The sequence below is a fragment of the Labrys sp. (in: a-proteobacteria) genome, from assembly GCF_047605565.1.
GTDB classification, from domain to species: domain Bacteria; phylum Pseudomonadota; class Alphaproteobacteria; order Rhizobiales; family Labraceae; genus Labrys; species Labrys neptuniae.
The window spans coordinates 15,078-38,712 of record NZ_JASGFM010000046.1 but is presented as its reverse complement, the minus strand read 5'-3'; the positions used below and the strand labels follow the sequence as shown (position 1 = coordinate 38,712).

Sequence of the window (23,635 nt, the reverse complement as noted above, 5' to 3'; positions counted from 1 at the left end):
ACTTGGCTCGATTTCCCCTATTTGGTTGCTCAACAGTCAAAGCGTCTTCCGAATTGGCGCAATCGCCAAGAATTGCAAAGACGCTCCAAGCCAATCCGTTGGATTGGCTTGGCAACAACGAACCCGGAGCAGACAAGCGTTCGGCATGAACGCCGCACGCTCCGGGGTGGCCAACCCAGGGGAGAGCCGCATGGCCGAGTTCGACGCCGCGATCAAGTCCGCCGAAGCTGAAATCAAGGCGGCCCAGGCCAAGATTTCCGAGGTCAGCTCGAAGATCGAGCTCGCCCATTCCAAGATGGAGAAGGGCGAGGACATCTCCATCGATATCCAGAACGCGACGCTCGACGACGTTCACGCCCATTCCAACGCGATGAACGCCAACATCGCCGAGCTGATCATGGGCCTGGACGATGTCACCGCCGGCTTCTCCAAGGAATTCGACGCCATGCGCGAGAAGTCCGGCTGGGAGAGCTTCGTGGGCATCTTCTCCTCCGCCAAATCGGACTCCATGCGCGAGGAGCGCCTGCGCGCCGCCTCCATCGACGACAAGCTGCAGGACCTGATCTCCAAGTCCGACATCATCGTCAATCTGCTGCAGAGCCAGCTCGGCGTGCTCAACGACCACAAGACCCGGGTCGAGAAGAATCTGTCCGGCACCCTGTCCGATCGCGAGAGCACCGTGGCGGACCTGGAGAAGATCCGCGCCCAGGTCCTGGCCATGGATCCGAAGATCATCGATCTCGAAAACAAGATCTCGATGGAGCAGGATGCCGCCGCCCGCACGCGGCTGGAGACCGAGCTTGCCCAGACCAATGCGGCCTACAACAATCTCGTGCAGGAAGAGCAGGTCAAGCTGGCGCAGTCGCAGACGCTGGAGCGCTATATCGAGCAGGGCAAGAGCTGGGTCGACAGCCTGCAGAACCAGGCCGCCACCCAGATGGTGCTGATCAACAAGCTGCAGACCGACACCAAGCAGCGCGTGGTGCTCTATGATGCGCTCACCAAGTCGCTCAAGACGGCCCAGCAGCAGGACGTCGCCCACCGCATCAACGAGATCGGCGTCAAGACCGACCAGGAAGCCCAGGCCGCCATGGCCGCCATCGGCTCGGCCACCAACCAGCGCATGGCCGAGATGATGGAAAAGCACGAGGACCACATGGTCTTCGCCCGCAAGATCCTGGAAGAAAAGGCCAAATCCGACGAGCGCTTCGCCCGCCGCTTCGCCAAGATCGTCGAGAAGCACGACAAGAACCTCTATGGCGGGGCGTGAGGCGCGCCTACCCTCCCCTGGAGGGGGAGGTCGATGCAAAGCATCGGGGTGGGGTGGCAACACCGCCCGACCTCGGGATGCGCCGTAACGTGTCAGCCCTTCCGGCAAAATCACCCCACCCCGGCCCTGCGGGCCGACCCTCCCCCTCCAGGGGAGGGTAGAGAGTCCGAGGCCGCCCTTGACCCCTCCCGGTAACGATCACGTCACCCTGCCGGACCCTCAGGCGATGCGGCGCTATTTCGGCAAGTTCTCCCGCATCATCCGCCATCTGCGCGAGATCGCCGGCCAGACCGGCCAGGGAAACCAGGCGAGCCTGGCCGATGACGCCAAATATGGCGGCGGCGAGTTCGCCAACATCCAGCTCGACCTGATCGAGAATTATCTCCAGCGCCTCGCCAAGACCTTCACCGCCCTCAGCCTCAAGCACCTGATGTCGGGCCGGGTCTCCTCGCTGCCGCTCACTTTGGCGATCGACCGCTCGGAAAGCGGCTTTCCGGTGTTCCAGGAGATCATGACGATGGCGAACGACCTGGCACAGGTCGACCGCCACCTCGCCAACCAGCCCGACCAGGCCCGGCTGAAGGAGGAGATGATCGCGGCCATCCTCTCCGAACGCGCAAGGCCGACCAACCTGCAATATGCGATGAGCCAGCGTATCTATTACGAGACGCTGAAATCGCGCGGCCTGTTCTTCGCCCAGAACCACCCTCAATTCGTGCTGCTGTCCGACCCCAAGGCGCAGCGCCGGCGCTACCTGCTGCATTGGGCCGTCTATGACAGTGCCCTCAGCCTGCCGGTGATCTATCTCCTGGTGGTCGAGGATACCGGCCATGTCATCCTCAACGAGGACCAGATGCGCTGGCCGCAGGTGCAGTCCCACCTGATGGCGCAGTCGCTCTCCAGCCTCAAGCTCCTCACCATCGCCCGCGGCTTCGACGTCGATTTCGACAATCTGCACCCCAAGCTCCTGAGGCGCATCCATGTCGGGCCGATGTATTCGCATGCCTTCACCGAGCAGACCGGCCCCTTGCGGGAAATCCTCGCCGAGGTCTCGCGCACCGAGGAGAGCGACTGGGCCCTGGCCTGGACGATCGAGACGCTGGTCTCGGCCCGCAGCGAAAGGGTGCCTGCGGGCCTGCTGTCCACGGTGGAGCGCGAGATCTTCGACCTCGACCAGTACCAGCCCGCTGCCGCCGAGGCCGGCGTCACCCGGCTCGAGCGCTCTCTCGTCCTGCCGGTGCTGCCCTATCAGGTTCTCGTCGACCGCGATCCCCCCGGCTTCCGGGACGTGCGCAAATATGTGGTGGGCGAGGACGGGTCGCTGCTGACGGGGCTGTGATGGGAGTGCGCAGAATAAAGCGCGACCGGCCTTCTCCGCGAAGCGGGGAAGGTGGCCCGACGAAGTCGGGTCGGATGGGGTGTGGGCCGCTAGCTGCGCCCTGTCCGGATCGAGTACCGTTAGCGGGCCGCACTCCATCCGTCGTTGCTTCGCAACGCCACCTTCCCCACTACGTGGAGAAGGCATTCCGCGCCCCATCCTGACCACGAGGACCCCATGACCGCTTCCCTCAATCTGATGGAAATCCGCGAGGCGGCGATCCGCGCGCAGTATCCCCAGGCCCTGGCCCTGATGGAGGGCTTCGACCATGCCCCACGCATCGCCAAGGCACGGCCCGCATCGACGGGCACCGCGCCGGCCGAACGCTCCCCCGGCATCCCGACCGCGACCGGCCGGCTGTTCCGCGCCACCACGCCGGGCCTGACCGCGCGTTCCAGCGCGGCGCAGGACGGCGTCCACCTGATCGCACGCATCAGCCAGGCCGACCCCGGCGAAGCCTTGATGAGCCCGGCCCAGGCCAGTGTGCTGCAGGCTTTGCGCCGGGCGCTGGCCACCGCCATGGCCGTCGGTGAGCTCTATGAGGAGCGCACCGCCCTCGGCCAGCTCAAGCGCGACAATCGCGAGGGCCGCCTCGACCCTGCCCGGCGTACCGAATTCGCCGAACTGCTCGCGGCGGCCTCGTTGATCGGCCTGCACGTCACCGCCAACATGCTTTCCTTCCTGCTCGCCGCCCAGGCGAGCGAGGGCCAGGCGGAAGTCGGCGAGCTGGAAGAGATTCTCACCGACAATCCCGCCCTCGCCCTGCAGGGCGCCTTGTGGGAGCTCGACGGCATACTGAGCCGCATGGATGGCAGCCTCAAGCTGGTGCCGACGCTGACGGCCTGGTGCGAGCGGCTGATGGAGGCGGTCGCCATGCGCGCCGGCACCGCACCGCGCCTGGAGGCCTTCACCAGCGCCGCCTACCGTGTCGAGGCCGACGACTTCCAGGTCAACGGTTTCACGCCCGCCACCCACAAGCGCTCCACCACGCTGACCATGGCCTTCAAGAAGCCGACGGAGGTGGTGGGCAACCACATCGCCAAATACCAGTCGATGAAGCTGGCCAAGATGCTGATGGCCTATGATTTCGACAGGCGGCTCAACCCCTTCGCCGAACTCGGCGGCTTCATCTTCACCTTCATGGGCGACGGCAAGCCCGGCACCGGCAAGACCACGCTGATCCAGATGATGGCGGGCCTGCTCAACGATTATTGCGCCAATGCCGGCTATCCCTTCCGCTATGCCAACCTCTCCACCGAGAGCATCGATTCCTACCAGGGCAAGTCGGCCCAGAACGCCAAGGCCTTCATCCGCGAGATCATCGACCCGGCCGTGATCGGCTTCGGCACCATCGACGACATCGACCAGCTCGCCGGCAAGCGCGGCGACCGGCAATCCTCCTCGGGCCAGCTCGAGATCACCGCCGTGCTGATGGAGAGCTTTGCCGGCGCCAACACCGTGGTGCGCGGCAACTGCACCTTCGGCATGTTCTCCAACTTCCCGGAGAATGTCGACGACGCCCTGCGTCAACGCGCCGGCGCCCGCTTCCTGGTCGACGGCCCGCAGAGCAAGGAGGACTATATCGACCTCCTCTCCCTGCTGCTCGGCAAGCGCCACCAGATTCCGCTCGGAGAGCACGATCTCTTCGCCGCCCAGGAGATCAAGAAGGCGGTCGCCGCTTCCTATGACGCGCATTCGCGCCCGCAGGAGGAGGCCCTGAAAAAGGTGTTCGACAGCGTGCAGGGCAAGATCGGGGCGCTCGACACCGTCGCCAGGCTCGGCGCCTATCTCAAGGCGATCCAGGAGGCCGATGAGCGTTTCACCGGCCGTGCCATCAAGAACATCACCGATGCCATCAAGGTCAGGGCAATGGATTTCGAGCTGCCGGACGAATGGATGGAAAAGCCCGAGCTGTTCCTGACCAAGGACTATGCCACCAAGCTTGCGATGATCTCCGAACTAGCCAGGCCCATCACGGTCGAGATGGTGATCCAGGAGATCAACCGCTACGCCGACAGTGAATTCCGCTATGCCGACAAGTCGGACGAGGCCGCCATCGACAATGCGGTGCGTGACATGGGCCGCATGGAGGAAGCCAAGAAACGCTATCTGGAGCAGCGCACATGATAGTGATCGTCGGCGTTGGACGTTCTGTCATCCCCGGCAAGGCCGAAGGCCTTGGTATCCTCACAAGCTTGCTTGTGAGTGGGATCCAGGGGCCAGAGAATAGTGCACATAGCCCCTGGATCCCCTTCCCGCCGCCTGTGGCGGCGCCGGGAATGACAGATAACTTCCGGGAAGCGCCATCATGCTAGAGCGTCTGATCGAAGCGGGGCTGATGTTCGGGAACCTCATCGAGGTCTCCTCCCCCACCATGGTGGCACGCTACAATGCGGCGCTGGAAAAGCTGATCGGCAAGCGCACCACCCTCACCGAGTTCCACATCGACCTCTCCGGCTTCTCGCCGGAGGTAGGCGACGAACTCGACGACATCCGCTACCTCAATCCCGAGGGCTGCAACCGGATGTTCATCCTGCTCAGCCTCGACCAGCTCAAGGCGCCGCTCCTGAACGCGCAGTTCTCGACCATGCGCTCGGTGCTGCGCAACTTCATCCAGGACAATGCCAGGGAGTTGATGGCCCTCAGCGTGCGCGAGGCCGTGATGGGCGAGCTCGTGCATTCGATGTGGCGCATCAAGAGCCCGGCGGACCTCTTGGAGCTGCGCTCCGTCACCGTCGAGGCCAATACGCCGACCGACCGGCTGGGCGAGGCCGAGCAGCTGTCGCGCCTGGTCGAGGATTTCCGCGCCAAGGACGATCTGTGGCAGGACGACGCCTATATCGACACCATGATCAAGCTTGCCGGCCGGGTTGGCGACATCACCCGCAATCCGGTGCGTTTTCGCAAGACCGACTACAGCCAGGGCAATTTCTACACCAATTATTTCGACGGGCTCTATCTATTCCGGGACTTGTCATACCCCGCCATGCTCTATCGCGGCGTGGCGCCCGGCTTTCCCAAGATCGGGGCCGTGGAGACCAAGAATCTCGAAAGCGCCGTGGATGTCTGGCACTTCCTGCAGCTCAACGGCCTGATCACCTCAGTCTTCGAGGCGGCCGACCTGAATGCCAAGGCGCTGCTGCGCCAGCGGCTCGACTTCATGCTGGCCAATGTCCTTGCCGGCAAGGCCGACGCGCCAGCGGAACTGGCCCGCCTCAACCGGCAGGATCTGCGCCGCTTCGCCATGCGCCACGCCGATGACCTTCCGCCGGAATTCGAGGTGGTCGAGGCGGCCCTGCGCGCCGCCGAGCAGGGTCTCGAGCCCCGCCTGCCCGGACCGACGGAACCGGGCTGCTTCTATCTCTACCGGGCCGCCCAATTGCCGGATCGCGACCTCGTCAACCAGCTCCTGAGCGAGTTCACGCCCCTCGACATCCGCCAGCTCTTCCTGTGCAACAAGCCGGCCTTCTACAAAGCCTATCAGGGCTGGACCGCGCGCAAGCAGGACTATGTGGTTGAATTCCTGTCCCGGGACGAAGCACTCAGGAACGACGATGCCTGGGAGGATCTGTTCGGCGACGGCACGCCGGAGGAAGAGCCGGCACCACAGGCCGGACCCTGGGGAGCAATCCCGAAAGGGTGATTCCGGGTGCGCGGGCATCTTGCCCGCCTCTTGGAAACACCCCACCTGTCGGATAGGAAGAAGCGGGCATCACGACATGCTGGCATGTCGTTGGGACGCCCGCGCACCCCGGAGAGTTCATGCTGCGCCTGTTCAAATGGTTCCTGATCGTCCTGGCGCTGGTGGTCGGCTATTGCTGGCTCGACCAGGTGCTGCCGCGCTATGACGTGGTGCGCATCGTCGGCACCGACACCAAGCGCCTCGACAGTTCCGGCTTCTTCGACAGCGAGGCGCCCAATGTGCAGGCGACCAACACGCGCGACGTGCGCTTCATCAACACCGTCTATCCCGGCGGCGCACTGCGCGTGTATCGCAACGAGGATACCGACTGGGGCTTTCCCTGGTACTACAAGTTCGACTCCGGCAACCTGATGGCGGCCGCCCAGTCCTTCCAGTCCAGCTCGGAAACTCCGAAATGGGTGGTGATCAAGAGCTATGGCTGGCGCGTCACCTATCTGACCATGTTCCCCAACGCGCTCTCGATCCGGGCCGCGACGGGGCCGGATGAATATGTCATCCCCTGGATGCGGATCTTCGTGTTCGGCGGCCTGGCGATCGGACTGATCTGGCTCTATTTCCGGCTGCGACGTTTCAAGCGCGAGCGGATCGATCCGATGCTGACCCGCATCGAGAACCATGTCAGCGCGGCGGCCGATGCCGTCGATGATCATGCCGTCGCGGTTTCGAGCAGGGCCACCGGCTTCATGGCCCGTATCCGGCGCTGGCTCGACAGCTGGAAGCCGAAGAACCAACGGCGCTACAAATAGGATCAAGCCGGGAAGATATCTGACCTGGAGACTTGAAGGGCTCAGGCCGCCGCTCTGGCGATGCCCTCGCCCACGATCGTCAGGGTCAGCGGCCCCGGCAGCATCTCGCCGATCGCCTCGAAGGCGGGATGTTCCAGCGTCACCGCCGGATCGAGCTCGATCACGCCCATGGTCTCGCCCTGGGCGAAGCTGAGCTTGGCGTTGAAGCGGCGGGCCAGCGCCTTCATGCTGGCATTGTCGGCATGGGTGGAGACCTCGAGGCGGGTATAGCCGAGGCCGAGCGCGTGCAGCAGCAGGCGCGCGAACAGCCGCCCACCAATGCCCTGATGCTGGCGGTGACGTTCGACACTGAAGGCGATCTGGGCCGTCGGCTCCGCCAATTCGGGCAGTTCGTGCAATTCAGCCGCGCCGAGAACCTGGCCGTCCTCGACATAGCCGATGACGGTTGCACCACCGCGAAAGCTGCGCTCGGCATAGTCGGCGACGAAACTGGCGCTGATGCCGCCGTTGAAACGATCATGCCGGCTTTCCCGGTCCAGCCGCAGCAGGTGATCGCGAAACTTCGGCAGATCGGACGGTCTCAACTGCCGGATAATGCCCCTGGGGGCCATGGTGGTGATCTGGTTCATCTCGCAGTCCTCGTGGCTTACCCCCGAGTCGTCACCTCCCTATGTCCGAAATATTGTGCACCGCAGCATAAATTGCAAGCGATCTCCGTCGCACTGCACACAAGGCTGCCATGCGGGAAGTGATGCCTGCTGCTTGGCCTTTCGGCCATGCTGACCTGCCGCGCGCCCGGGCGGGGTTGGGCGCAACGCCTATATGTCTCCCGAAACCTGCTTGCGGATATCGTCGGCCAGGGGATGCAGCGCCTCGGCCGGCATCGTTCCGACGAGGCTGTAGCCCATGCCGCGGCTTGCCCAGCTCCAGCCGTCGACCTTGCCTTCGGTATGGGCGGCCATCGCCTTGTCCTGGTCCACGGCCATCGGCCTGGTCAGCATCACGAGGCGGCCGCCACGGTCGTCGTCATACATCAGCATGAGCGCCGGGCCGTGGGGCGTGGACACCACCCGCCCGCCCATCAGCCGGTAACCTGCCTTCGACAGGTCGGGCAAGGCAGGCTTGCGCCCCATCCGTTCGGCCGCCCAATCGGCCAGTTCCGTGGCCTTGTCGGCGCGGATTTCCACCGGCCTGACGTTGTCGGAAGCATAGGCGCTGAAATTCGCCGACGCCTCGCGGGCCAGGGCGCCCACGCCCTCCTGGGGTATGGACGTCATCTCGCGCAACAGCCATCCCCCGGATCCGCCGACGGCAAGAAGCAGAACGGCCGCCGCCGCAGCCCACAATCCGGAAATGCGTGGCCGCCGCTGCCGATCGATCATATGGGCCAGGTTGAGCCTGGTCGGAATGGGTTCTTCCGCGATCGCGGCGAAGGCGGATCGCAAGCCGGAGCGATCATCGGCATAGGATCCGAAGCGGGCCGCAATCTCGGGATGTGCCTCGAGATAGGAGGCGATCTCCGCGCGGCGGGCCTCGTCCAGAGCGCCATCGATATAGGCGTGGAGATCATCCTCGGAAATCGGCTTGTCGATCATTTCACGCTCCGCAGATGGCCGCCGCGCCTGGTGGCAGATCGATCAGAGTTTTCAAGAAGCTGCCGCAGGCGCTCGCGGGCACGCGACAGCCTCGACATCACGGTTCCGATCGGGATCGCCAATATCTCGGAAACCTGGGCATAGGAAAGATCCTCGACACCGACCAGGAGGAGCAGGCTGCGCTGGTCATCCGGAAGCTGCGCCAGCGCCGAGACGAGTTCGGCCTGGACCAAGGCGTCTTCCTGGGCCGGCCGGCGGGCAAGGACGCTCTCCTCGACAGCCTCGAACGGCAGATGGTCGCCGCGCCGCGCCTTCTGCCGCATACGGTTGACGGCGAGATTGTGCAGGATGGCAAAAGCCCAGGTGCGCGGATCCTTGCCGCGCCGCTGCTGCCAATGGGCGACCACCCGTTCCAGGCAATCCTGGACCAGGTCATCGGCAGCGACGGTGTCCCGCAGCAAGGCGCGGGCATACCGTCGCAGAGCGGGGATCATCGGCTCGACGAGCCGTTGCAGATCACTCATGGCCTTGACACTGCTTCCGGTCGACGGCGCGCCCACCGGCATGGCCGAGGCGAGCGCGCCCGCTACTCATTGAACCTGCACCTGGACCACGTCACCGGCTTTTCCTTCGGTGGAGGTTGCAACCACGAGAAAACGCCTTTCATCCTCATGCCTGGCTTCGACGATCTGGCGTATCGGTCCGACGGCGTTGACGATGGCGGAACCAGCCGGGTTCGTGGTGAAGGTCGAGAGCGGCTGCAGCGCCCCACCCCCATCCGCCCGGCTCGACAGCGCAAGGACATAGGGCTTCTTCGGTTCGAGGCCACTGACCGCCGCCTGGAGAATCTGGGTCAGGCCCTGATCGAACAAGGATACGCTGGTCGCAGCGGTCTTGCTACCGGCACCTCTGGGCGCGAGCTTGAGATGGGCGGCCTCGCCGGCGGCGCCGAGCGGCATCAGGTTCTGCAGGCCATCGCCCTCGGGCACGGCATTGGGGACATAGGCGACGGCCTGGGGCGCCTGCCCGATCGGAATGGTGGCGATCACCTGATTGGTCAAGGTGTCGATGACGGCAAACTGGTCGGCATTCTCGAGCCCGACATAGACCCGGCTGCCATCGCCCGAGGGCCAGATGCCGTGCGGCAGATTGCCGACCGGAATGGTCGCGACCTCCTTGAAATCATCGGTGCGGAACACCTTCACCTCGTTCGACCCGCCGACGGTGACATAGGCGAAGCTGCCTTTCTTGTTGACCACGAGGTTGACGTGATTGGTGATCGGGCCGGTATCCAGCGTCTTGACGAGATCGAAGGGAGGTTCGGCCTTGAAGACCTGCGTCTTGCCGATGTCCTTGAGGGTGAACCACACCTGCTTGCCATCGGCCGAAGCGGCGATGTTCGGGCAGAAGGGGCTCGCCTGCTTGACGCTTCCGACGATCTTGTGGTCGGCGAGGGAAATGACCACGGTCTGCGGATTGAACGAGGAGCAGACATAGCCGTATTTGCCGTCCGGCGAGAAGATCTGCATGCCAGGGCCACCCGGAACCTTGATCCGGAGCTTTTCCTCGAAGCTGCCGGTATCGATGACGGAGACATAGTCCTCGCCCCGCACCGTCACCCAGACTTCGCGCCCATCAGGCGTGAAGAAGGCTTCATGCGGGGAACGCCCGACATAGGTGGTGTGCTTGACCGCATTGGTCGCCGTGTCGATGAAGGTCACGGAATTGGAGCCGATCGAAACCACGGCCAGTGTCTTGTGGTCGGGCGAGAACCCCATGCCATGGACCAGCACCTGGCCCTTGTAGAGCGGGCTGAGATTGCCCGGCTGGGGCTCACCGAGCCGGATGACGCCCAGCAGCCTGTTGTCGACGGGATCGCTCACCGAGACGGTGTTCGAGAACTGCTCGGCCGCATAAAGGCGATCCTTGTGGCTGATAGGGATATCCGCCGCCGATGCAGGGCCGGGTATCTGTCCCGCGGAAGCGGCGGCCGGTGCCAGCATGGTGCCTGCAAGAAGGCCGAGAGCGAAGAGAATGCGATGCATGCATGAGTCCTTCATTTGTCCGTTCCCGTCATCGACATGGGGGGAGGCGGGGAACTGGCGTCGGCGGGTGGATTGAGGGAGAGGTCAACGGCGGGGCTGGCCTGCGTGGGTGCCGCAGCCGGAGCCGGCGGCGGGTCCCCGAGCGCCAGCCGCATGGCGGCGATTTCCTGCTGCTGCTCGACGATGATTTCCTGGGCGATGCGCCTGAGCTGCTCGTTGCGGCCATAACGCAGATAGGTCTGCGCCATGTCGATCGCCCCCTGGTGATGGGGGATCATCATCTCGGTGAAGTCGCGATCGACATTGCCGGTCGGCTTGACCGCCATCGCGCTCATCATCTTCGACATGGCCGCATCGTTTTCCTGGAGGAACGGCGTTTCGGCGGAGGCCGGCATGGCCTCGTGTCCGTGATGCGCCGTGTCGTCGGCGACAGCCGGCACGGAGCCGGCTGCCAGGATCCAGGCCAGCCCGACGAGGGCGGCCCTGCGCTGAACGATCATGTTTGCTGTCCCGTGATGTTTCGAACCCCTTCGGATGGGTGGACAACCGGAGGCGGCGTTTATTCCACCGCTTGCAGACATTTTTCTCTGCAGTCTCGTTTCCAGTGGCTGAGATCCATATTCACCCGGATAATATTGACATGAATTCCACCCGGGCCTATTTTGCGCGTCCAACAGGATCAGGGATCATGACCCATCTTGCCCTCATCGCCTTTGCCGGGCGCAGATGTCTGGCCGAGGGCGATGCCATTACCGTTGCGCTGGCCATCCGCCAGGCCCAGGATGCGGGCGAGGCTTCGCCCGTGCAGGTGTTCGAGGATACCACCGGCCGGCCTGTCGATCTCGACCTGCGCGGCAGCGCGGAGGACATCCGCAATCGCTATGCCCTGATCGAGCCGCCGCCGCGCGGGCCGGGGCGTCCGAAGCTCGGCGTCGTCGCCCGTGAGATCACCCTGCTGCCGCGTCATTGGGATTGGCTGGCCTCGCAGCCGGGTGGGGCCTCCGTGGCCCTGCGCCGCCTGGTGGACGAAGCGCGCCATGCCTCCGAGGCGACAGACCGGCTGCGCGAGGCGCGCGAGGCCGCCTATCGCTTCATGAGCGCCATGGCCGGCAACGAGCCGCATTACGAGGAAGCGATTCGCGCCCTGTTCGCCGGCGATGACGAAAAATTCGCTGCCATGATCGCCGACTGGCCTGACGACGTCAGCAGGCATGCACACAAGCTGGCCGAAGCCGCCTTCACGACCAACACCGCCACAGCGCAGGGCAGCGGCAACGGGCATGTCCGTTACCCGTCCGCAAATGGCGGTCTTCGCGCCTGAAACCGGCCCATGGCCCCGCTTCAGCGCCCCTGGCTGGCGCGTGAGCGGGTGCCCCGGCATAACTCCTTTGCCGGCCACGTGAATTTTCAGTTTTTGCAGCGCAGAAAAATTTCGGCCCGGGCGAAAATTTTTCTTGCATATGACGTCCATTCTTCCTATTTCCCGGCTTGCCCAATTTCGCACGTGCCTGTGGCCGCGTGTCGGTCGGTGGACATCCAGACAAGAGGCTGGACGGTCGCCAGGGATGGACTAGGGATCGCGGCAGTGGTCCCTTGAGGTGATCAGGCATGACGTGCCGAAATCATCGAATCCCGAACAACGATCGGCAGCCGGAGGCGACCGGTGAACCCCGTACTCCGCGGGGGACGCAGCTTGAAGCAACGACGAAGCGGGCTTTTTTGGTCTCGGCTGGTTTCCATATCCAGCGACTGAAGAGGCTTGTTTCTCTTTGCCAGGCGTGCGGACCGGGTATCCCGATCCAATCCAAGGCAGTTTCGAACCATGCAGCGGCTTGATCCGTTGCGTGGCGATTTGCATCCCGTCGCGGCGAGGCATCCGGCCTTTCCGGCGGTGGGCGGCGCGTCAGCATCGAACGTCCGCGGCTCCACCCCGCGGCGGCGGTGACGTCGCACCGATCCGTGACACCCTTTGGATTTTGGGGAGACCCGCCATGACCGACCGCATCCTCGACTACCTCCGACGTACCCCCGCCGACGGCCCCCGGCTCGTCGTCGATCTCGACGTGGTGGAGCGGAATTATTCGGCATTCGCGCATGCGCTCCCCGATACCCGCGTCTTCTACGCCGTCAAGGCCAACCCGGCCCCCGAGATCCTCAACCTGCTGGCCGGCCTCGGCTCCAGCTTCGACTGCGCTTCCGTGGTCGAGATCGAGCAGGTGCTCGCCACCGGCGCCGGTGCCGATCGCGTCTCCTTCGGCAACACCATCAAGAAGGAGCGTGACATCGCCCGCGCCTTCGAACTCGGCGTGCGCCTGTTCGCCGTCGACTGCGTGGCCGAGGTCGAGAAGATCGCCCGCGTCGCTCCCGGTTCGCGCGTGTTCTGCCGCATCCTGTGCGACGGCGCCGGCGCCGAATGGCCGCTGTCGAAGAAGTTCGGCTGCGCGCCTTCCATGGCGCCCGACGTGCTCGAGCAGGCGCAGGCCCTCGGCCTCACCGCCTATGGCGTGTCGTTCCATGTCGGCTCGCAGCAGGGCAATGTGCAGGCCTGGGACAGCGCCCTGGCCACGGCTGCCGGCATCTTCCGCGAGATGGCCGAGCGTGGCATCACGCTGTCGATGGTGAACATGGGTGGCGGCTTCCCGGCCAAGTATCTGCGCGCCATGCCCGGCGTGCCGGCCTATGGCGAGGCGATCTTCAACGCGCTGCGCACCCATTTCGGCAACCAGTTGCCCGAGACCATCATCGAGCCGGGCCGCGGCATGGTCGGCGATGCCGGCATGATCGAGGCCGAGGTGGTGCTGGTGTCCAAGAAGGCCGAAACGGACGAGATCCGCTGGGTCTATCTCGACATCGGCAAGTTCCATGGCCTCGCCGAGACCATGGACGAGGCCATCCGCTACCCGATCCGCACCGAGCGGGACGGCGATGCCAAGGCGCCCTGCGTCCTGGCCGGACCGACCTGCGACAGCGTCGACGTGCTCTACGAGAAGACCCCCTATGATCTTCCCGTGAGCCTGTCGATCGGCGACAAGGTGCTGATCGAGGCCTGCGGTGCCTACACCACCACCTATTCCACCATCGGCTTCAACGGCTTCCCGCCGCTGGCCTCCGTGGTGATTTGATCGGAGCGCGGACATCCTGTCCGCTCTTCTCTCAAGCCTCCCGTTTCCAAGAGCGGACATCGCGACATGCAGGCATGTCGCTGTGATGTCCGCGCTCCATTCATCGTCCCGTACGGCCGTTTCATCGGTGCGAGGGCTGTCGCTCTCCTTTTGCCAGGAGCCACGGCCATGATCCGTATTGTCCAAGAATCCTCGTCCCATCTCGAAGCGCGCGAGACCCTGCTCGACGCCTGCTTCGGTCCGTCCCGTTTCGCCAAGACCAGCGAGCGCCTGCGCGAAGGCCGCCTGCCGGCCAAGGGCCTGGCCTTCTCCGCCGTCGATGATGGCAGCCTGATCGGCACGCTGCGCCTGTGGAACGTCTCCGCCGGCCCCGGCCGGGCGGCCCTGCTGCTGGGCCCGCTCGCCGTCGATGCCCGCTATCGCAGCGAAGGTCTCGGCGCGCGCCTGATGTGGCACGGCATCGGCTATGCCCAGGACTATGGCCACAAGGCCATCCTCTTGGTGGGCGACGCGCCCTATTACAGCCGCTTCGGCTTTTCGACCGACCTCACCGAGCGCCTCTGGCTGCCCGGCCCGGTGGAGCGCAACCGCTTCCTCGGCCTGGAGCTGGTGCCCGACGGGCTGGTGGGGGCGGCCGGCCTTGTGAACGCCACCGGCGACCTCGAAACCGCGCCCGACTTCGCGGCGCTCGTCGCCCAGGCAGCCAACGACACCGGCCTGCGTTTCGCGGCCTAAGCCGATGAAAAGAGCCGGCTGGAAGCCGGCGGCCCCAGGGATCGTGTCATCCCTGCTTCACATTCACGCGACAAAACTTGCACCCGCGGGTCCCAGCGCCTAAACGCTGGGGCTTGCACATTTTGGAGGATTGAATGGCTCAATGGCCTGTCTACGGTAAGATTTCCGGCCCCGTCGTGATCATTGGTTTCGGTTCGATCGGTCGCGGCGTGCTGCCGCTGATCGAGCGTCATTTCGAATATGACAAGGAGCGCATGGTCATCATCGACCCGCATCCGCTCGATGCCGACCGCAAGATCATCGAGGAGCACGGCATTCGATTCGTGCAGGAGGCCGTTACCAAGGACAACTACAAGAGCCTGCTGCAGCCTTTGCTCACCGCCGGCGGCGGCCAGGGCTTCTGCGTCAATCTCTCGGTCGACACCGGTTCGGTCGACCTGATGGAATTCGCCCGCAGCCTCGGCGCGCTCTATATCGATACGGTGGTCGAGCCCTGGCTCGGCTTCTATTTCGACAAGAATGCCGGCCCGGAAGCGCGCACCAACTACGCCCTGCGCGAGAGCATGCTGGCTGCCAAGCGCCGCACGCCCGGCGGCCCGACGGCGGTTTCCTGCTGCGGCGCCAACCCCGGCATGGTCTCCTGGTTCGTCAAGCAGGCCCTGCTCGACGTCGCCGAGGCGACCGGCCATGGTTCGGCCGATCCCAAGACCCGCGAGGAATGGGCGGCGCTCGCCCGCAAGGTCGGTGTCAAGGGCATCCACATCGCCGAGCGCGACACCCAGCGCGCCAAGCATCCCAAGCCCCGCGGCGTGTTCGTCAACACCTGGTCGGTGGAAGGCTTCATCTCCGAAGGCCTGCAGCCGGCCGAGCTGGGCTGGGGCACGCACGAGACCTGGATGCCCGAGACCGGCCGCACCCACAAGGAAGGCTGTGGCGCGGCGATCTACCTGCTGCAGCCCGGCGCCAACACCCGCGTGATGAGCTGGTGCCCGACGCCGGGCCCGCAATATGGCTTCCTCGTCACCCATAACGAGGCGATCTCGATCGCCGACTATCTGACGGTGCGCGAGAACGGCGAGGCGGTCTACCGCCCGACCTGCCACTACGCCTATCACCCGGCCAACGATGCCGTACTCTCGCTGCACGAGATGTTCGGCGCCGCCGGCAAGGCGCAGGACAAGTTCGTCATCCTCGACGAAAAGGAAATCGAGGACGGTGCCGACGAACTCGGCGTGCTGCTCTACGGCCACGGCAAGAATGCCTACTGGTACGGCTCCCAGCTCACGGTCGAGGAGACCCGCAAGCTCGCGCCCTACCAGAACGCCACCGGCATGCAGGTCACCTCGGCCGTGCTGGCCGGCATGGTCTGGGCGCTGGAGAATCCGGAAGCCGGCATCGTCGAAGCCGATGAAATGGACTTCCGCCGCTGCCTGGAAGTGCAGAAGCCCTATCTCGGCCCGGTCAAGGGCTACTATACCGACTGGACCCCGCTCGACGGCCGCCCGGGCTTCTTCCCGGAGGACATCGACACCTCCGATCCCTGGCAGTTCCGCAACATCCTGGTGCGGTGAACGAAAAACCCTCTCCCCTTGAGGGAGAAGGTGCCCGAAGGGCGGATGAGGGGTGGACGAAACCCCTCCCAGCACTAAACTGCTCAGGCCTCTGGATGCCGAAACCATGAAGCCTGAGCAACGCGACTTCGCCCGCAAAATGCGCGGCGATCAAACCGACGCCGAGACCGTGCTTTGGCGTCTGTTACGCGGCCGTCGGCCCGCTCATCTGAAGTTCCGCCGCCAGGTGCCGATCGGCCGCTATGTCGTCGACTTCGCCTGCTTTCGGTATCGCCTCATTGTCGAGGCTGATGGCTCCCAGCACGCCGAAAGCACACACCCAGGTGCGTGACAGCTGGCTGGCAGCTCAAGGCTATACCATCGTCCGGTTCTGGAACGCCGAAATCCTGCAATCTCCCGCAGTGATTCAGGATACCATTCTGGCTCGAGCCGGACTGCCTTGGTGAGAGGGGCCTCGTCCACCCCTCATCCGGCGCTTCGCGCCACCTTCTCCCACAAGGGGAGAAGGCATTTTACGCCGGCGCGAAGCGAAAATGGCCGGTCTGCGGGAAGGCGAACAGCGTGTCCTCTTCCCGCGCGCCCTGCCCGATATTGTGGATCGCCAGCCGGCGCCCCGGCGTCGGCGCCGCGACCTGCGAAGAGACGATCAGGATATGCGGCAGATTGCCCGGCAGCATCTGGGTGACCAGGTCGCCCGGCAAATAGTCCGCCGGATCGGCGGTCACCGGCAGCACTGTGCCCTTGCGCTTGAAGAAGGCGATCAGGTTGGGCACGCGGCGGTGGTCGATATTGGGATCCGGCGCCCGCATGCCCCAGTTCCTCGGGTAGGCGGCGAAACCGGCCTTCATGTCCTCGTGCACGAGGCGCTGGAGATCGAGGGCGAAGGCCTTGCGATAGGCGCGCACCACCACGTCGGTGCACACGCCCCGCTCGGGCGCCACGTCGCCGCCGGGATAGGCGATGCGCCTATAGGCAGGATCATAGAGGGTGGTGACGCCGATCTGGCTGCGCGCCGCATCCACCAGGGCCTTGCGCCAGTCTTCCCCAGCACCGGATGGCTGCGCCTTCGCCGCACCGCCGGCACCCGCAGCCAGGGCTAGGAAACCAAGCTGCAGGATCCCTCGGCGCGTTATTCCATTCATGTCAGGCCCTTGCTTCCCACCAGTTTTTCCAGCGCCGACAGCCAGTGCTCGTAATAATGCGAGCCGTCGTCGGCGGGCGCAGCGGCAATCTCGCGGCCCAGCGCCTCAGCCCATTCCGGCCAGGTGAACACGCCTTTTTCATGGAGGGAAACGGCGAGGGCGAAGGCGCGGGCCTCCCAGGGTTCGCGGAACACGGGCTCGCCGCGATCGCGCGGAATGGAAGGAATGGCGTCAAGCGGGGTCAAGGTAGCTCTCCCACAGATCGAGCATCACTGTCAGGGTTGGGTCGGCCTGCGGGCCCCAGAGTTCGGTACCGGCGAAGCGCACCGTGTAGAGCCATTCGGGGTTCTCGCCTTCGCCATGCGCATTGGTATCCGGCAGCACGAATGCACCATGGGCTTCGACGACGGTGCCGAGATGCCCGCGCGCATAGCGCGGCAGCCTGGTATGGGTGATCTTGTGCTCGTTGCGCGCCCTCACGCCCTCGCCGGCGGCAAACCGCGCGGGCCGGCTCGCCGGGCGGTCGCAGCGCGTGCCGGCGGCGAGCGCAGCCGGCACCTCGGCGGCCCTGATCACGCGCTTCAGGGGTTTGCCCGGCTCGATCGCCCGCCCCTCGGCAAGCTCGGCCTCGCTGACCAGCGCTTTCGCCAGCATCAGCTTGATCAGGGCCTTGATCCAGATCTCGTAATAGGAGGAGGACAGATAATCCGCCGGCGGCAGGCTCTCGCGCGCATAGCGCCCGGCATCGAGCGGCCAGGAGCCGGTCGCGCCCATCGCCAGCGTCACCGCCATCGCCCGCTTCTCCCAGGCGGCATGGAAGAAAGGCTCGTCCTTTTCCGGCGCGATCGGCCCGAAGCCCATCATGCCGCCAAGGTCCTGCGCACCGTTCATTGATAACTCCGGGTAAGGCAAGAACAGGGGCTTGTCTTACGCGGAGTCGGCCCTGCTTTGCAAAAGTAATGAAGCCTCAGCCCCGCCCCGGCAGCATGCTCTGCAGCACGCCGTCGCGATCCCACAGCCAGTGCTTGAGGGCCGCCGCCACATGCAGGAGGACAAGGGCGATCAGCACGAAAGCGAAGCGATGGTGCAGCGCCTTCATCTGCTCGGAAAGCTCGAAATCGGGCGCAACGAGATTGGGAACATGCCCTCCCCCCGGCAGCTGGATCGGCAGCGGCAGCGGCGAGGCTGAGATCATCACATAGCCGGTGACGAGCATGGCGAAGATCAGCCCGTAGAGGGCGACATGCACCGCCTTGCTCAGCACGCGCTCATGACGCGGCATGCTCTCCGGCAGGACCGGCGCCCGGGCCAGAAGGCGCCAGGCGGCGCGCAGCGCCATCAACAGGAAGACGAGGGCGCCAAGGCTCTTATGCAGCTGATAGAGATCGAAGCGCTGGCCCTGGTCCTCCACCCATTCCACCATGGCAAGGCCGAGCCCCAGCATGAACAGGATGAGGGCAGCGCAGGACCAGTGCAGGATTTGCCCGGTGGCGCTCCAGCGATGGCGGAGGGAAGGCCTCGCCTTCATCACCACGCCTCCCGTCACTGAGCCTGCGCCTCGGTGGTGACGATCAGGTCGACATCGTTGCTGATCGCCGGAAAACCCGCACTCATGTTGAAGGCGAGCCGCTTGATCACGCCCGTCGCCCGGAAGCCGATCTGCGAGCTTGCCTTGTCGGCCGGCTTGTCCAGGGCGACATCGATGGTGAGCGGGCGGGTGATCCCGCGGATGGTGAGGTCGCCTGTGACCCGGGCATGGCTGCCATCGACCTTCTCGACTCTGGTGGAGGTGAAGGTGATGGTCGGATACTGCGCCACGTTGAAGAAGGCATCGGTGCGCAGGTAATCGTTGAAGGAGGGCGAGCCGACATCGACCGATTTTGCCGCAACCTTGAAGCTGACGCGGCTGGCGGCCGGATTGTCGAAATTGATCGAGATCCTGCCGTCGAAATCGTGGAAACGCCCCTTGGTGCGCGGCCAGCCGATGCCGTCGACGACGAAGCCGACGGACGTCCTGGCCGGATTGATGCGCCAGTTGCGCGCCTGGGCGGAATCGGCCTGGCTGGCGCCGAGCAAGCAGGCGATCAGGGGTATGGCTCCCAGGGAGAGCCTCTTCAGTCTGGCTGTGGTCATACTTGCGGTGGTCATGGCTCAGTTCCGTCTCGATCCGTCGCGAAGAAGGGTTCGTCTGGAAAACACACCGTGCTGGATTTTATTCGTATCCTGGACGATGGGCCGATCACAACGGGGTGAACGAGTACTTGCTGCTAACCCAGGCCGATCCGCGGCACCGGCGTGCGCGAGGCCTGATCGATCAACCAGTCGACCAAAGCGCCGATCTCGGGCTTGGCGAGGGTCTCCTCGCTGCAGATGCAATGATAATTCTTGGCCGCCGGCACGCGCTGCGTCAGCGGCTGGACCAGCCGGCCTTCGTCGAGATCGCGGGCCGAGATCACGTCGTCGACCAGGGCGACGCCATGGCCGTCCCGGGCCGCCTGGAGAATGAGGGCGAAGTCGCCGAAATAGATGTCGGCCGCGCCCGGATATTTCACCCGGGCCTGCGCCAGCCAGCGGCGCCACTCCGATCCATCGTCCTCGTGCAGCAGCCGGTAATGCAGCACGTCGGCGGGGTGGCGGATGGCATGCGGCCCACGCAGCAATTGCGGGCTGCAGACCGGCATCAGATAGACGCCGTGCAGCATGCGCCACCAGAAGCCCGGCCAGGGCGGGTTGCCATAGACGATGGCGACATCGCTCCTGCGCCAGTCGATGGCATGGAATTCGACGCCGGTGGCAACATTCAGCCTGAGGTGGCGGTGGTCGGCCATGAAGGCGAACAGACGGGGCGCGAGCCAGGTCGTCCCCAGCACGGGCGGAATGCAGAGATTCACCACGACCTCGGCCCGGCGGTCGATCCGCTGCGCCGAAAGATTGCGCACACCCTCGCCGATCTCGGCCATGGCGACCCCGACGGATTGCTGCAGTGTCAGGCCGGCCTCCGTCAACACGAGCCGGCGCCCCACCTTCGCGAAGAGATCCATGCCGAGATGGAGTTGCAGCGAGCGTAACTGCTGGCTCACGGCACCCGGCGTGACATGCAACTCGGCGGCAGCGGCCCCGACATGACCGAGCCGGGCCACGACCTCGAAGACCTTGAAAGCATGAAGTGGCGGAAGCATGCGCCCCTAATTGTTTAGTTTCAATCACGCTAAAACTAGCAGAACATTTAGCTTGTTTCCATGCATCGCGTGCCGGACAGTCGGGTGATCCAGAGCAGAACAGCCGAAACCACGGCACGAAGGGAACGCATCCATGCGCTCGACGAAGACCCATTTTGCATGCACCGCTTTCTGCGGGTTTGCTGCCCTCCTTAGCGTTTCCACGGAGGCAACCTGGGCGGCGGATGTGCCCTCCTTCGCTAGGAACGGCACCTTCAAGGTCTGTACCTCCGGCGAGTTCCCGCCGATGGAATTCTACGACAAGCCCGGCGACAAGGCCCTTGTCGGTTTCGAGATCGACGTCGCTGAGGCGCTGGCCCAGCAATGGGGCGCCAAGACCGACTATGTCGTCGGCGACTTCAAGGGCCTCCTGCCCTCGCTCGATTCCCAGCGTTGCGATGCCGTCATGAGCGGCATCACGCTCAGGCCCGAGCGGCTGCAGAAATATGACGGCATCGGTTATTTCACGACCTCCACCGTGATGGTGACGGCCGCCGGCGACAGCGGGACCAAGGTGCCCGAGGATTTCAGCGGCAAGACCGTCGCCGTCGAGGCGGGCACCACCTTCGAACCGACGCTTGCCGCCCTCAATGCCACCTTCGCCAAGGCCGGCCGGCCCGAGGCCGTGCTGCAGCCCTATCCTTCAGCCTCGGCCGTCATCCAGCAGATCCTCGTCGGCCGGGCCGCCGGCACCATCACGCTGGACACCACGGCAGCCTATCGCATGGCCCAGACGCCCGGCCGGTTGCAGGTGCCCTACACCTATCCGGACAAGGAATATTACGCGATCTACCTGCGCAAGGATGCCGGCGACCGCAAGGCCGTCCGGGCCGGCCTCGAAGCCTTGAAGGCCGAAGGCCGCATGCAGGACATGCTAAAGAAGTGGAACCTGTCGCCCGAGGCCGTCGAAGTCGATGGCGCTGCGGCTCGATGAAGCGGCGCAATGTTCGACTTCCAGCTTTTCCTCGACGCCGTCTTCGGCTGGCCCCTGGCCGAAGGCGCCCTTTTGACCGTCGCTCTGTCGCTTGCCGTGATGGCCGTTTCGATGGTGACGGCCATGGGCACGGCCTCCCTGGCCACCTCGCCGCGACGCCTGCTGCGCTGGAGCGTCGTCGGCTATGTCTGGCTGCTGCGCGGTACGCCGGCTTTGCTGGTGCTGCTGTTCATCTGGAACGGGCTGCCCCAGCTCTCTCCGCTATTTCGGGCGGGCTGGTTCTCGCCCTTCCTGGCCGCCTTCATCGCACTCACCCTGATCCAGGTCGCCTATCTCACCGAGATCCTGCGCAGCGCCTTCGCGGCGGTGGGTCCGGGGCAGCGCGAAGCCGGGGCGGCGCTCGGCCTGCATCGCGGCCAGATCTTCGTCCTGATCACGCTGCCCCAGGCCATGCGCATCGCCCTGCCCGCCCTGATGAGCGAGTTCATCACGCTCCTGAAGACGACCTCGCTCGCCACGGTGATCTCGCTCAAGGAACTGATGACCGTCACCCAATATGCGATCGCCACCAGCTTCCGCTTCATGGAGTGGTATGGCGCGGCGCTGGTCTACTATCTCGTCATGGTCTCGATCCTGACCGCCATCCAGATGCGGACCGAGGCACTCTTCGCAAGAGGCCGGCGCTGATGGCCCTGCCTTCCGCTACCATCGCACTGCCCCGTGCGAAGACATCGCGCCCGCATCCTGGAGGAACGGCATAACCGTGGCCCTTTCCAACACCTGGTTTGCCAAGGAACACCTCGCGCCCGACCTGACCCGACTGTGGGAGCCTTTCGTCCATTCCTTCTTCCAGGCCAACATCTTCCATCTCAGGGGCCGCGACGCCGACCTGGTGCTCGACTTCGGCATGGGCCTGGCCTCATTGCGAGACGCCCTCGATCTTACCCCAGGCAAGCCCGTCCTGGCGGTGGCGAGCCACGGCCATGTCGATCATGTCGGCTCCTTTCATGAATTCGAGCGGCGTTTCGGTCACGCCGCCGAACAGGCTGCCTTCGCCGAGATGCGCGACGGCGAGACGCTTGCTGCGTTGTTCCGGGACATCGACGAAGCCGTCACGCAGTTGCCGACTCCGGCTTGGCGGGCCGCCGATTTCAGCCTCACTCCCGCTCCCCTGACGACGCTCCTGACCGAAGGCGACAGCTTCGATCTCGGCAATGCCCGGCTGCACGTGCTGCATCTGCCCGGCCATTCCCCCGGATCGATCGGGCTGCTGGACGAGCACGACGGCCTGTTCTTCAGTGGCGATGCGATCTATCGCGGCGGCCTCGTCGACGACGTGCCAGGCGCCGACAGGACAGTCTATCGCCGGACGATGGAGCGCCTCGCCCGGCTCGACGTCGCCGTGGCCCATGGCGGTCACGGCGCCAGCATGGACCGTGCCACCATGCAGGCGATCGCCCGGGGCTATTTGCGGGACGGCGATGCAGAGAGGTGATTGAGTCGGCGGCAAGCGGCATTGATCGATCCGCCATTGACAAGCCAGCCCGCCTGGCGCATTGGGCTCGCCCTCAATTTTCATGATCGGTGCCACCATGCTGCCCACGACCGTGAAAGATTTGGCCTGCCTCGGCGAGCGCATCGTCGTCCTCGGCCCTTCCAATGCCGGCAAGTCGACGCTCGCCGTCGCCCTCTCCAGAAAGCTTGGCGTGCCCGCCGTGCATCTCGACCAGTTCAGCCATCGGCCCCATACCGATTGGCAGCCCCGGCCGGAGGTCGAGTTCAAGGCCCTGCACGATGCTGCCATCATGGGAGAGCGCTGGGTGATGGAGGGCAATTATTCGCGCCTGATGCCGCAGCGCTTCGCCCGAGCCACGGGCGCGATCCTGATCACCTCCCATCACTGGCTGCGCTTCTATCGCTATCTCAAGCGCACGCTGGTGAACCGCTCCAGCCGGGCCGGCCACCTGGAAGGCGCCCAGGACAGTCTCAAATGGGAGATGATCCACTGGATCCTGGTCAAGACTCGTGACAGCAGCGGCAAGTATGCAGCAATCATCGGCAAATCCGGCCTGCCCGCCGTCGAATGCCATACGGCGAAGGCGCTCAACGAGCTCTATCGAGCATGGGATCTGTAGGGGCCACCCTTCCTGGGACCGCCGGCTTCCAGCCGGCTCTT

General features: G+C 64.9%; 24 protein-coding genes and 1 pseudogene. 14 read left to right on the top strand and 11 right to left on the bottom strand.

Features of this window, described 5'->3' with window-relative positions; genetic code table 11:
* Window positions 1-190: 190 nt before the first annotated feature.
* The 5 genes from QM672_RS28105 to QM672_RS28085 all read left to right on the top strand — a co-directional run bounded on the left by QM672_RS28105 (window position 191) and on the right by QM672_RS28085 (window position 7,097).
* On the top strand, window positions 191-1,270 hold the full coding sequence (locus QM672_RS28105; protein ID WP_367625347.1) for a hypothetical protein: 1,080 nt from the start codon (window positions 191-193) through the stop codon (window positions 1,268-1,270).
* A gap of 178 nt (window positions 1,271-1,448) precedes the next feature.
* A complete protein-coding gene (locus tag QM672_RS28100) occupies window positions 1,449-2,609 on the top strand; it encodes a hypothetical protein (protein ID WP_311932972.1) in 1,161 nt (386 codons plus the stop codon).
* A gap of 216 nt (window positions 2,610-2,825) precedes the next feature.
* Window positions 2,826-4,775, top strand: a complete 1,950-nt coding sequence (locus QM672_RS28095) for an ATP-binding protein (protein WP_415086575.1) — start codon at window positions 2,826-2,828, stop codon at window positions 4,773-4,775.
* Window positions 4,776-4,956: 181 nt separating this feature from the next.
* Window positions 4,957-6,291, top strand: a complete 1,335-nt coding sequence (locus QM672_RS28090) for a DUF6638 family protein (protein ID WP_367625345.1) — start codon at window positions 4,957-4,959, stop codon at window positions 6,289-6,291.
* Between the two features lie 119 nt (window positions 6,292-6,410).
* Entirely contained in the window at window positions 6,411-7,097 is a 687-nt protein-coding gene (locus tag QM672_RS28085; RefSeq protein ID WP_311932969.1) for a DUF1523 family protein, read from the top strand.
* Window positions 7,098-7,138: 41 nt separating this feature from the next.
* On the opposite strand, the gene QM672_RS28080 is transcribed toward QM672_RS28085, so the two are convergent.
* The 5 genes from QM672_RS28080 to QM672_RS28060 form a co-directional block, all read right to left on the bottom strand.
* Window positions 7,139-7,726 carry a GNAT family N-acetyltransferase gene (locus QM672_RS28080; RefSeq protein ID WP_311932968.1) on the bottom strand — a complete coding sequence of 196 codons (588 nt, stop codon included), beginning with the start codon at window positions 7,724-7,726 and terminating at the stop codon, window positions 7,139-7,141.
* Window positions 7,727-7,915: 189 nt separating this feature from the next.
* Window positions 7,916-8,692 carry an anti-sigma factor family protein gene (locus QM672_RS28075; RefSeq protein WP_415086571.1) on the bottom strand — a complete coding sequence of 259 codons (777 nt, stop codon included), beginning with the start codon at window positions 8,690-8,692 and terminating at the stop codon, window positions 7,916-7,918.
* Window positions 8,689-9,216, bottom strand: a complete 528-nt coding sequence (locus QM672_RS28070) for an RNA polymerase sigma factor (RefSeq protein ID WP_415086569.1) — start codon at window positions 9,214-9,216, stop codon at window positions 8,689-8,691. The genes QM672_RS28075 and QM672_RS28070 overlap by 4 nt, the downstream gene beginning before the upstream one ends.
* A gap of 66 nt (window positions 9,217-9,282) precedes the next feature.
* Entirely contained in the window at window positions 9,283-10,737 is a 1,455-nt protein-coding gene (locus QM672_RS28065; RefSeq protein WP_415086567.1) for a YncE family protein, read from the bottom strand.
* Between the two features lie 11 nt (window positions 10,738-10,748).
* On the bottom strand, window positions 10,749-11,237 hold the full coding sequence (locus QM672_RS28060; protein ID WP_415086565.1) for a DUF305 domain-containing protein: 489 nt from the start codon (window positions 11,235-11,237) through the stop codon (window positions 10,749-10,751).
* A gap of 188 nt (window positions 11,238-11,425) precedes the next feature.
* On the opposite strand from QM672_RS28060, the gene QM672_RS28055 reads away from it, so the two are divergent.
* The 5 genes and pseudogenes from QM672_RS28055 to QM672_RS28035 all read left to right on the top strand — a co-directional run bounded on the left by QM672_RS28055 (window position 11,426) and on the right by QM672_RS28035 (window position 16,611).
* A complete protein-coding gene (locus tag QM672_RS28055) occupies window positions 11,426-12,058 on the top strand; it encodes a DUF2239 family protein (RefSeq protein WP_367625341.1) in 633 nt (210 codons plus the stop codon).
* Window positions 12,059-12,728: 670 nt separating this feature from the next.
* Window positions 12,729-13,859, top strand: coding sequence for a type III PLP-dependent enzyme (locus tag QM672_RS28050; RefSeq protein ID WP_311932958.1), 1,131 nt, complete (start codon window positions 12,729-12,731; stop codon window positions 13,857-13,859).
* A 168-nt stretch (window positions 13,860-14,027) separates the two neighbouring features.
* Window positions 14,028-14,594 carry an N-acetyltransferase gene (locus QM672_RS28045; RefSeq protein WP_311932956.1) on the top strand — a complete coding sequence of 189 codons (567 nt, stop codon included), beginning with the start codon at window positions 14,028-14,030 and terminating at the stop codon, window positions 14,592-14,594.
* 134 nt (window positions 14,595-14,728) lie between these two features.
* Window positions 14,729-16,165, top strand: a complete 1,437-nt coding sequence (locus QM672_RS28040) for a homospermidine synthase (protein WP_367625340.1) — start codon at window positions 14,729-14,731, stop codon at window positions 16,163-16,165.
* A 106-nt stretch (window positions 16,166-16,271) separates the two neighbouring features.
* Window positions 16,272-16,611: pseudogene (locus tag QM672_RS28035) on the top strand (endonuclease domain-containing protein).
* A gap of 66 nt (window positions 16,612-16,677) precedes the next feature.
* On the opposite strand, the gene QM672_RS28030 reads toward QM672_RS28035, so the two are convergent.
* The 6 genes from QM672_RS28030 to QM672_RS28005 all read right to left on the bottom strand — a co-directional run bounded on the left by QM672_RS28030 (window position 16,678) and on the right by QM672_RS28005 (window position 20,486).
* Complete coding sequence (locus QM672_RS28030) at window positions 16,678-17,307, bottom strand: DUF1287 domain-containing protein (protein WP_367625338.1); 630 nt, start codon at window positions 17,305-17,307, stop codon at window positions 16,678-16,680.
* A complete protein-coding gene (locus tag QM672_RS28025; protein ID WP_376717605.1) occupies window positions 17,304-17,552 on the bottom strand; it encodes a nitrile hydratase accessory protein in 249 nt (82 codons plus the stop codon). Before QM672_RS28025 ends, QM672_RS28030 begins: the two co-directional genes overlap by 4 nt.
* Window positions 17,539-18,198, bottom strand: a complete 660-nt coding sequence (gene nthB, locus QM672_RS28020) for a nitrile hydratase subunit beta (RefSeq protein ID WP_415086561.1) — start codon at window positions 18,196-18,198, stop codon at window positions 17,539-17,541. Before nthB ends, QM672_RS28025 begins: the two co-directional genes overlap by 14 nt.
* Before the next feature lie 76 nt (window positions 18,199-18,274).
* Window positions 18,275-18,835, bottom strand: coding sequence for a cytochrome b (locus QM672_RS28015; RefSeq protein WP_311932949.1), 561 nt, complete (start codon window positions 18,833-18,835; stop codon window positions 18,275-18,277).
* A 14-nt stretch (window positions 18,836-18,849) separates the two neighbouring features.
* A complete protein-coding gene (locus tag QM672_RS28010) occupies window positions 18,850-19,455 on the bottom strand; it encodes a YceI family protein (RefSeq protein WP_311932948.1) in 606 nt (201 codons plus the stop codon).
* A gap of 119 nt (window positions 19,456-19,574) precedes the next feature.
* Window positions 19,575-20,486, bottom strand: a complete 912-nt coding sequence (locus tag QM672_RS28005) for a LysR substrate-binding domain-containing protein (protein ID WP_415086558.1) — start codon at window positions 20,484-20,486, stop codon at window positions 19,575-19,577.
* Between the two features lie 133 nt (window positions 20,487-20,619).
* Between QM672_RS28005 and QM672_RS28000 the strand changes: the two genes are divergently transcribed.
* The 4 genes from QM672_RS28000 (at window position 20,620) to QM672_RS27985 (ending at window position 23,594) form a co-directional block, all read left to right on the top strand.
* Entirely contained in the window at window positions 20,620-21,459 is an 840-nt protein-coding gene (locus tag QM672_RS28000; RefSeq protein ID WP_415086556.1) for an ABC transporter substrate-binding protein, read from the top strand.
* Between the two features lie 9 nt (window positions 21,460-21,468).
* Window positions 21,469-22,146 carry an amino acid ABC transporter permease gene (locus QM672_RS27995; protein ID WP_367625333.1) on the top strand — a complete coding sequence of 226 codons (678 nt, stop codon included), beginning with the start codon at window positions 21,469-21,471 and terminating at the stop codon, window positions 22,144-22,146.
* Between the two features lie 76 nt (window positions 22,147-22,222).
* Entirely contained in the window at window positions 22,223-22,954 is a 732-nt protein-coding gene (locus QM672_RS27990) for an MBL fold metallo-hydrolase (RefSeq protein ID WP_415086554.1), read from the top strand.
* 97 nt (window positions 22,955-23,051) lie between these two features.
* Entirely contained in the window at window positions 23,052-23,594 is a 543-nt protein-coding gene (locus QM672_RS27985; protein ID WP_415086552.1) for an AAA family ATPase, read from the top strand.
* Window positions 23,595-23,635: the final 41 nt, after the last annotated feature.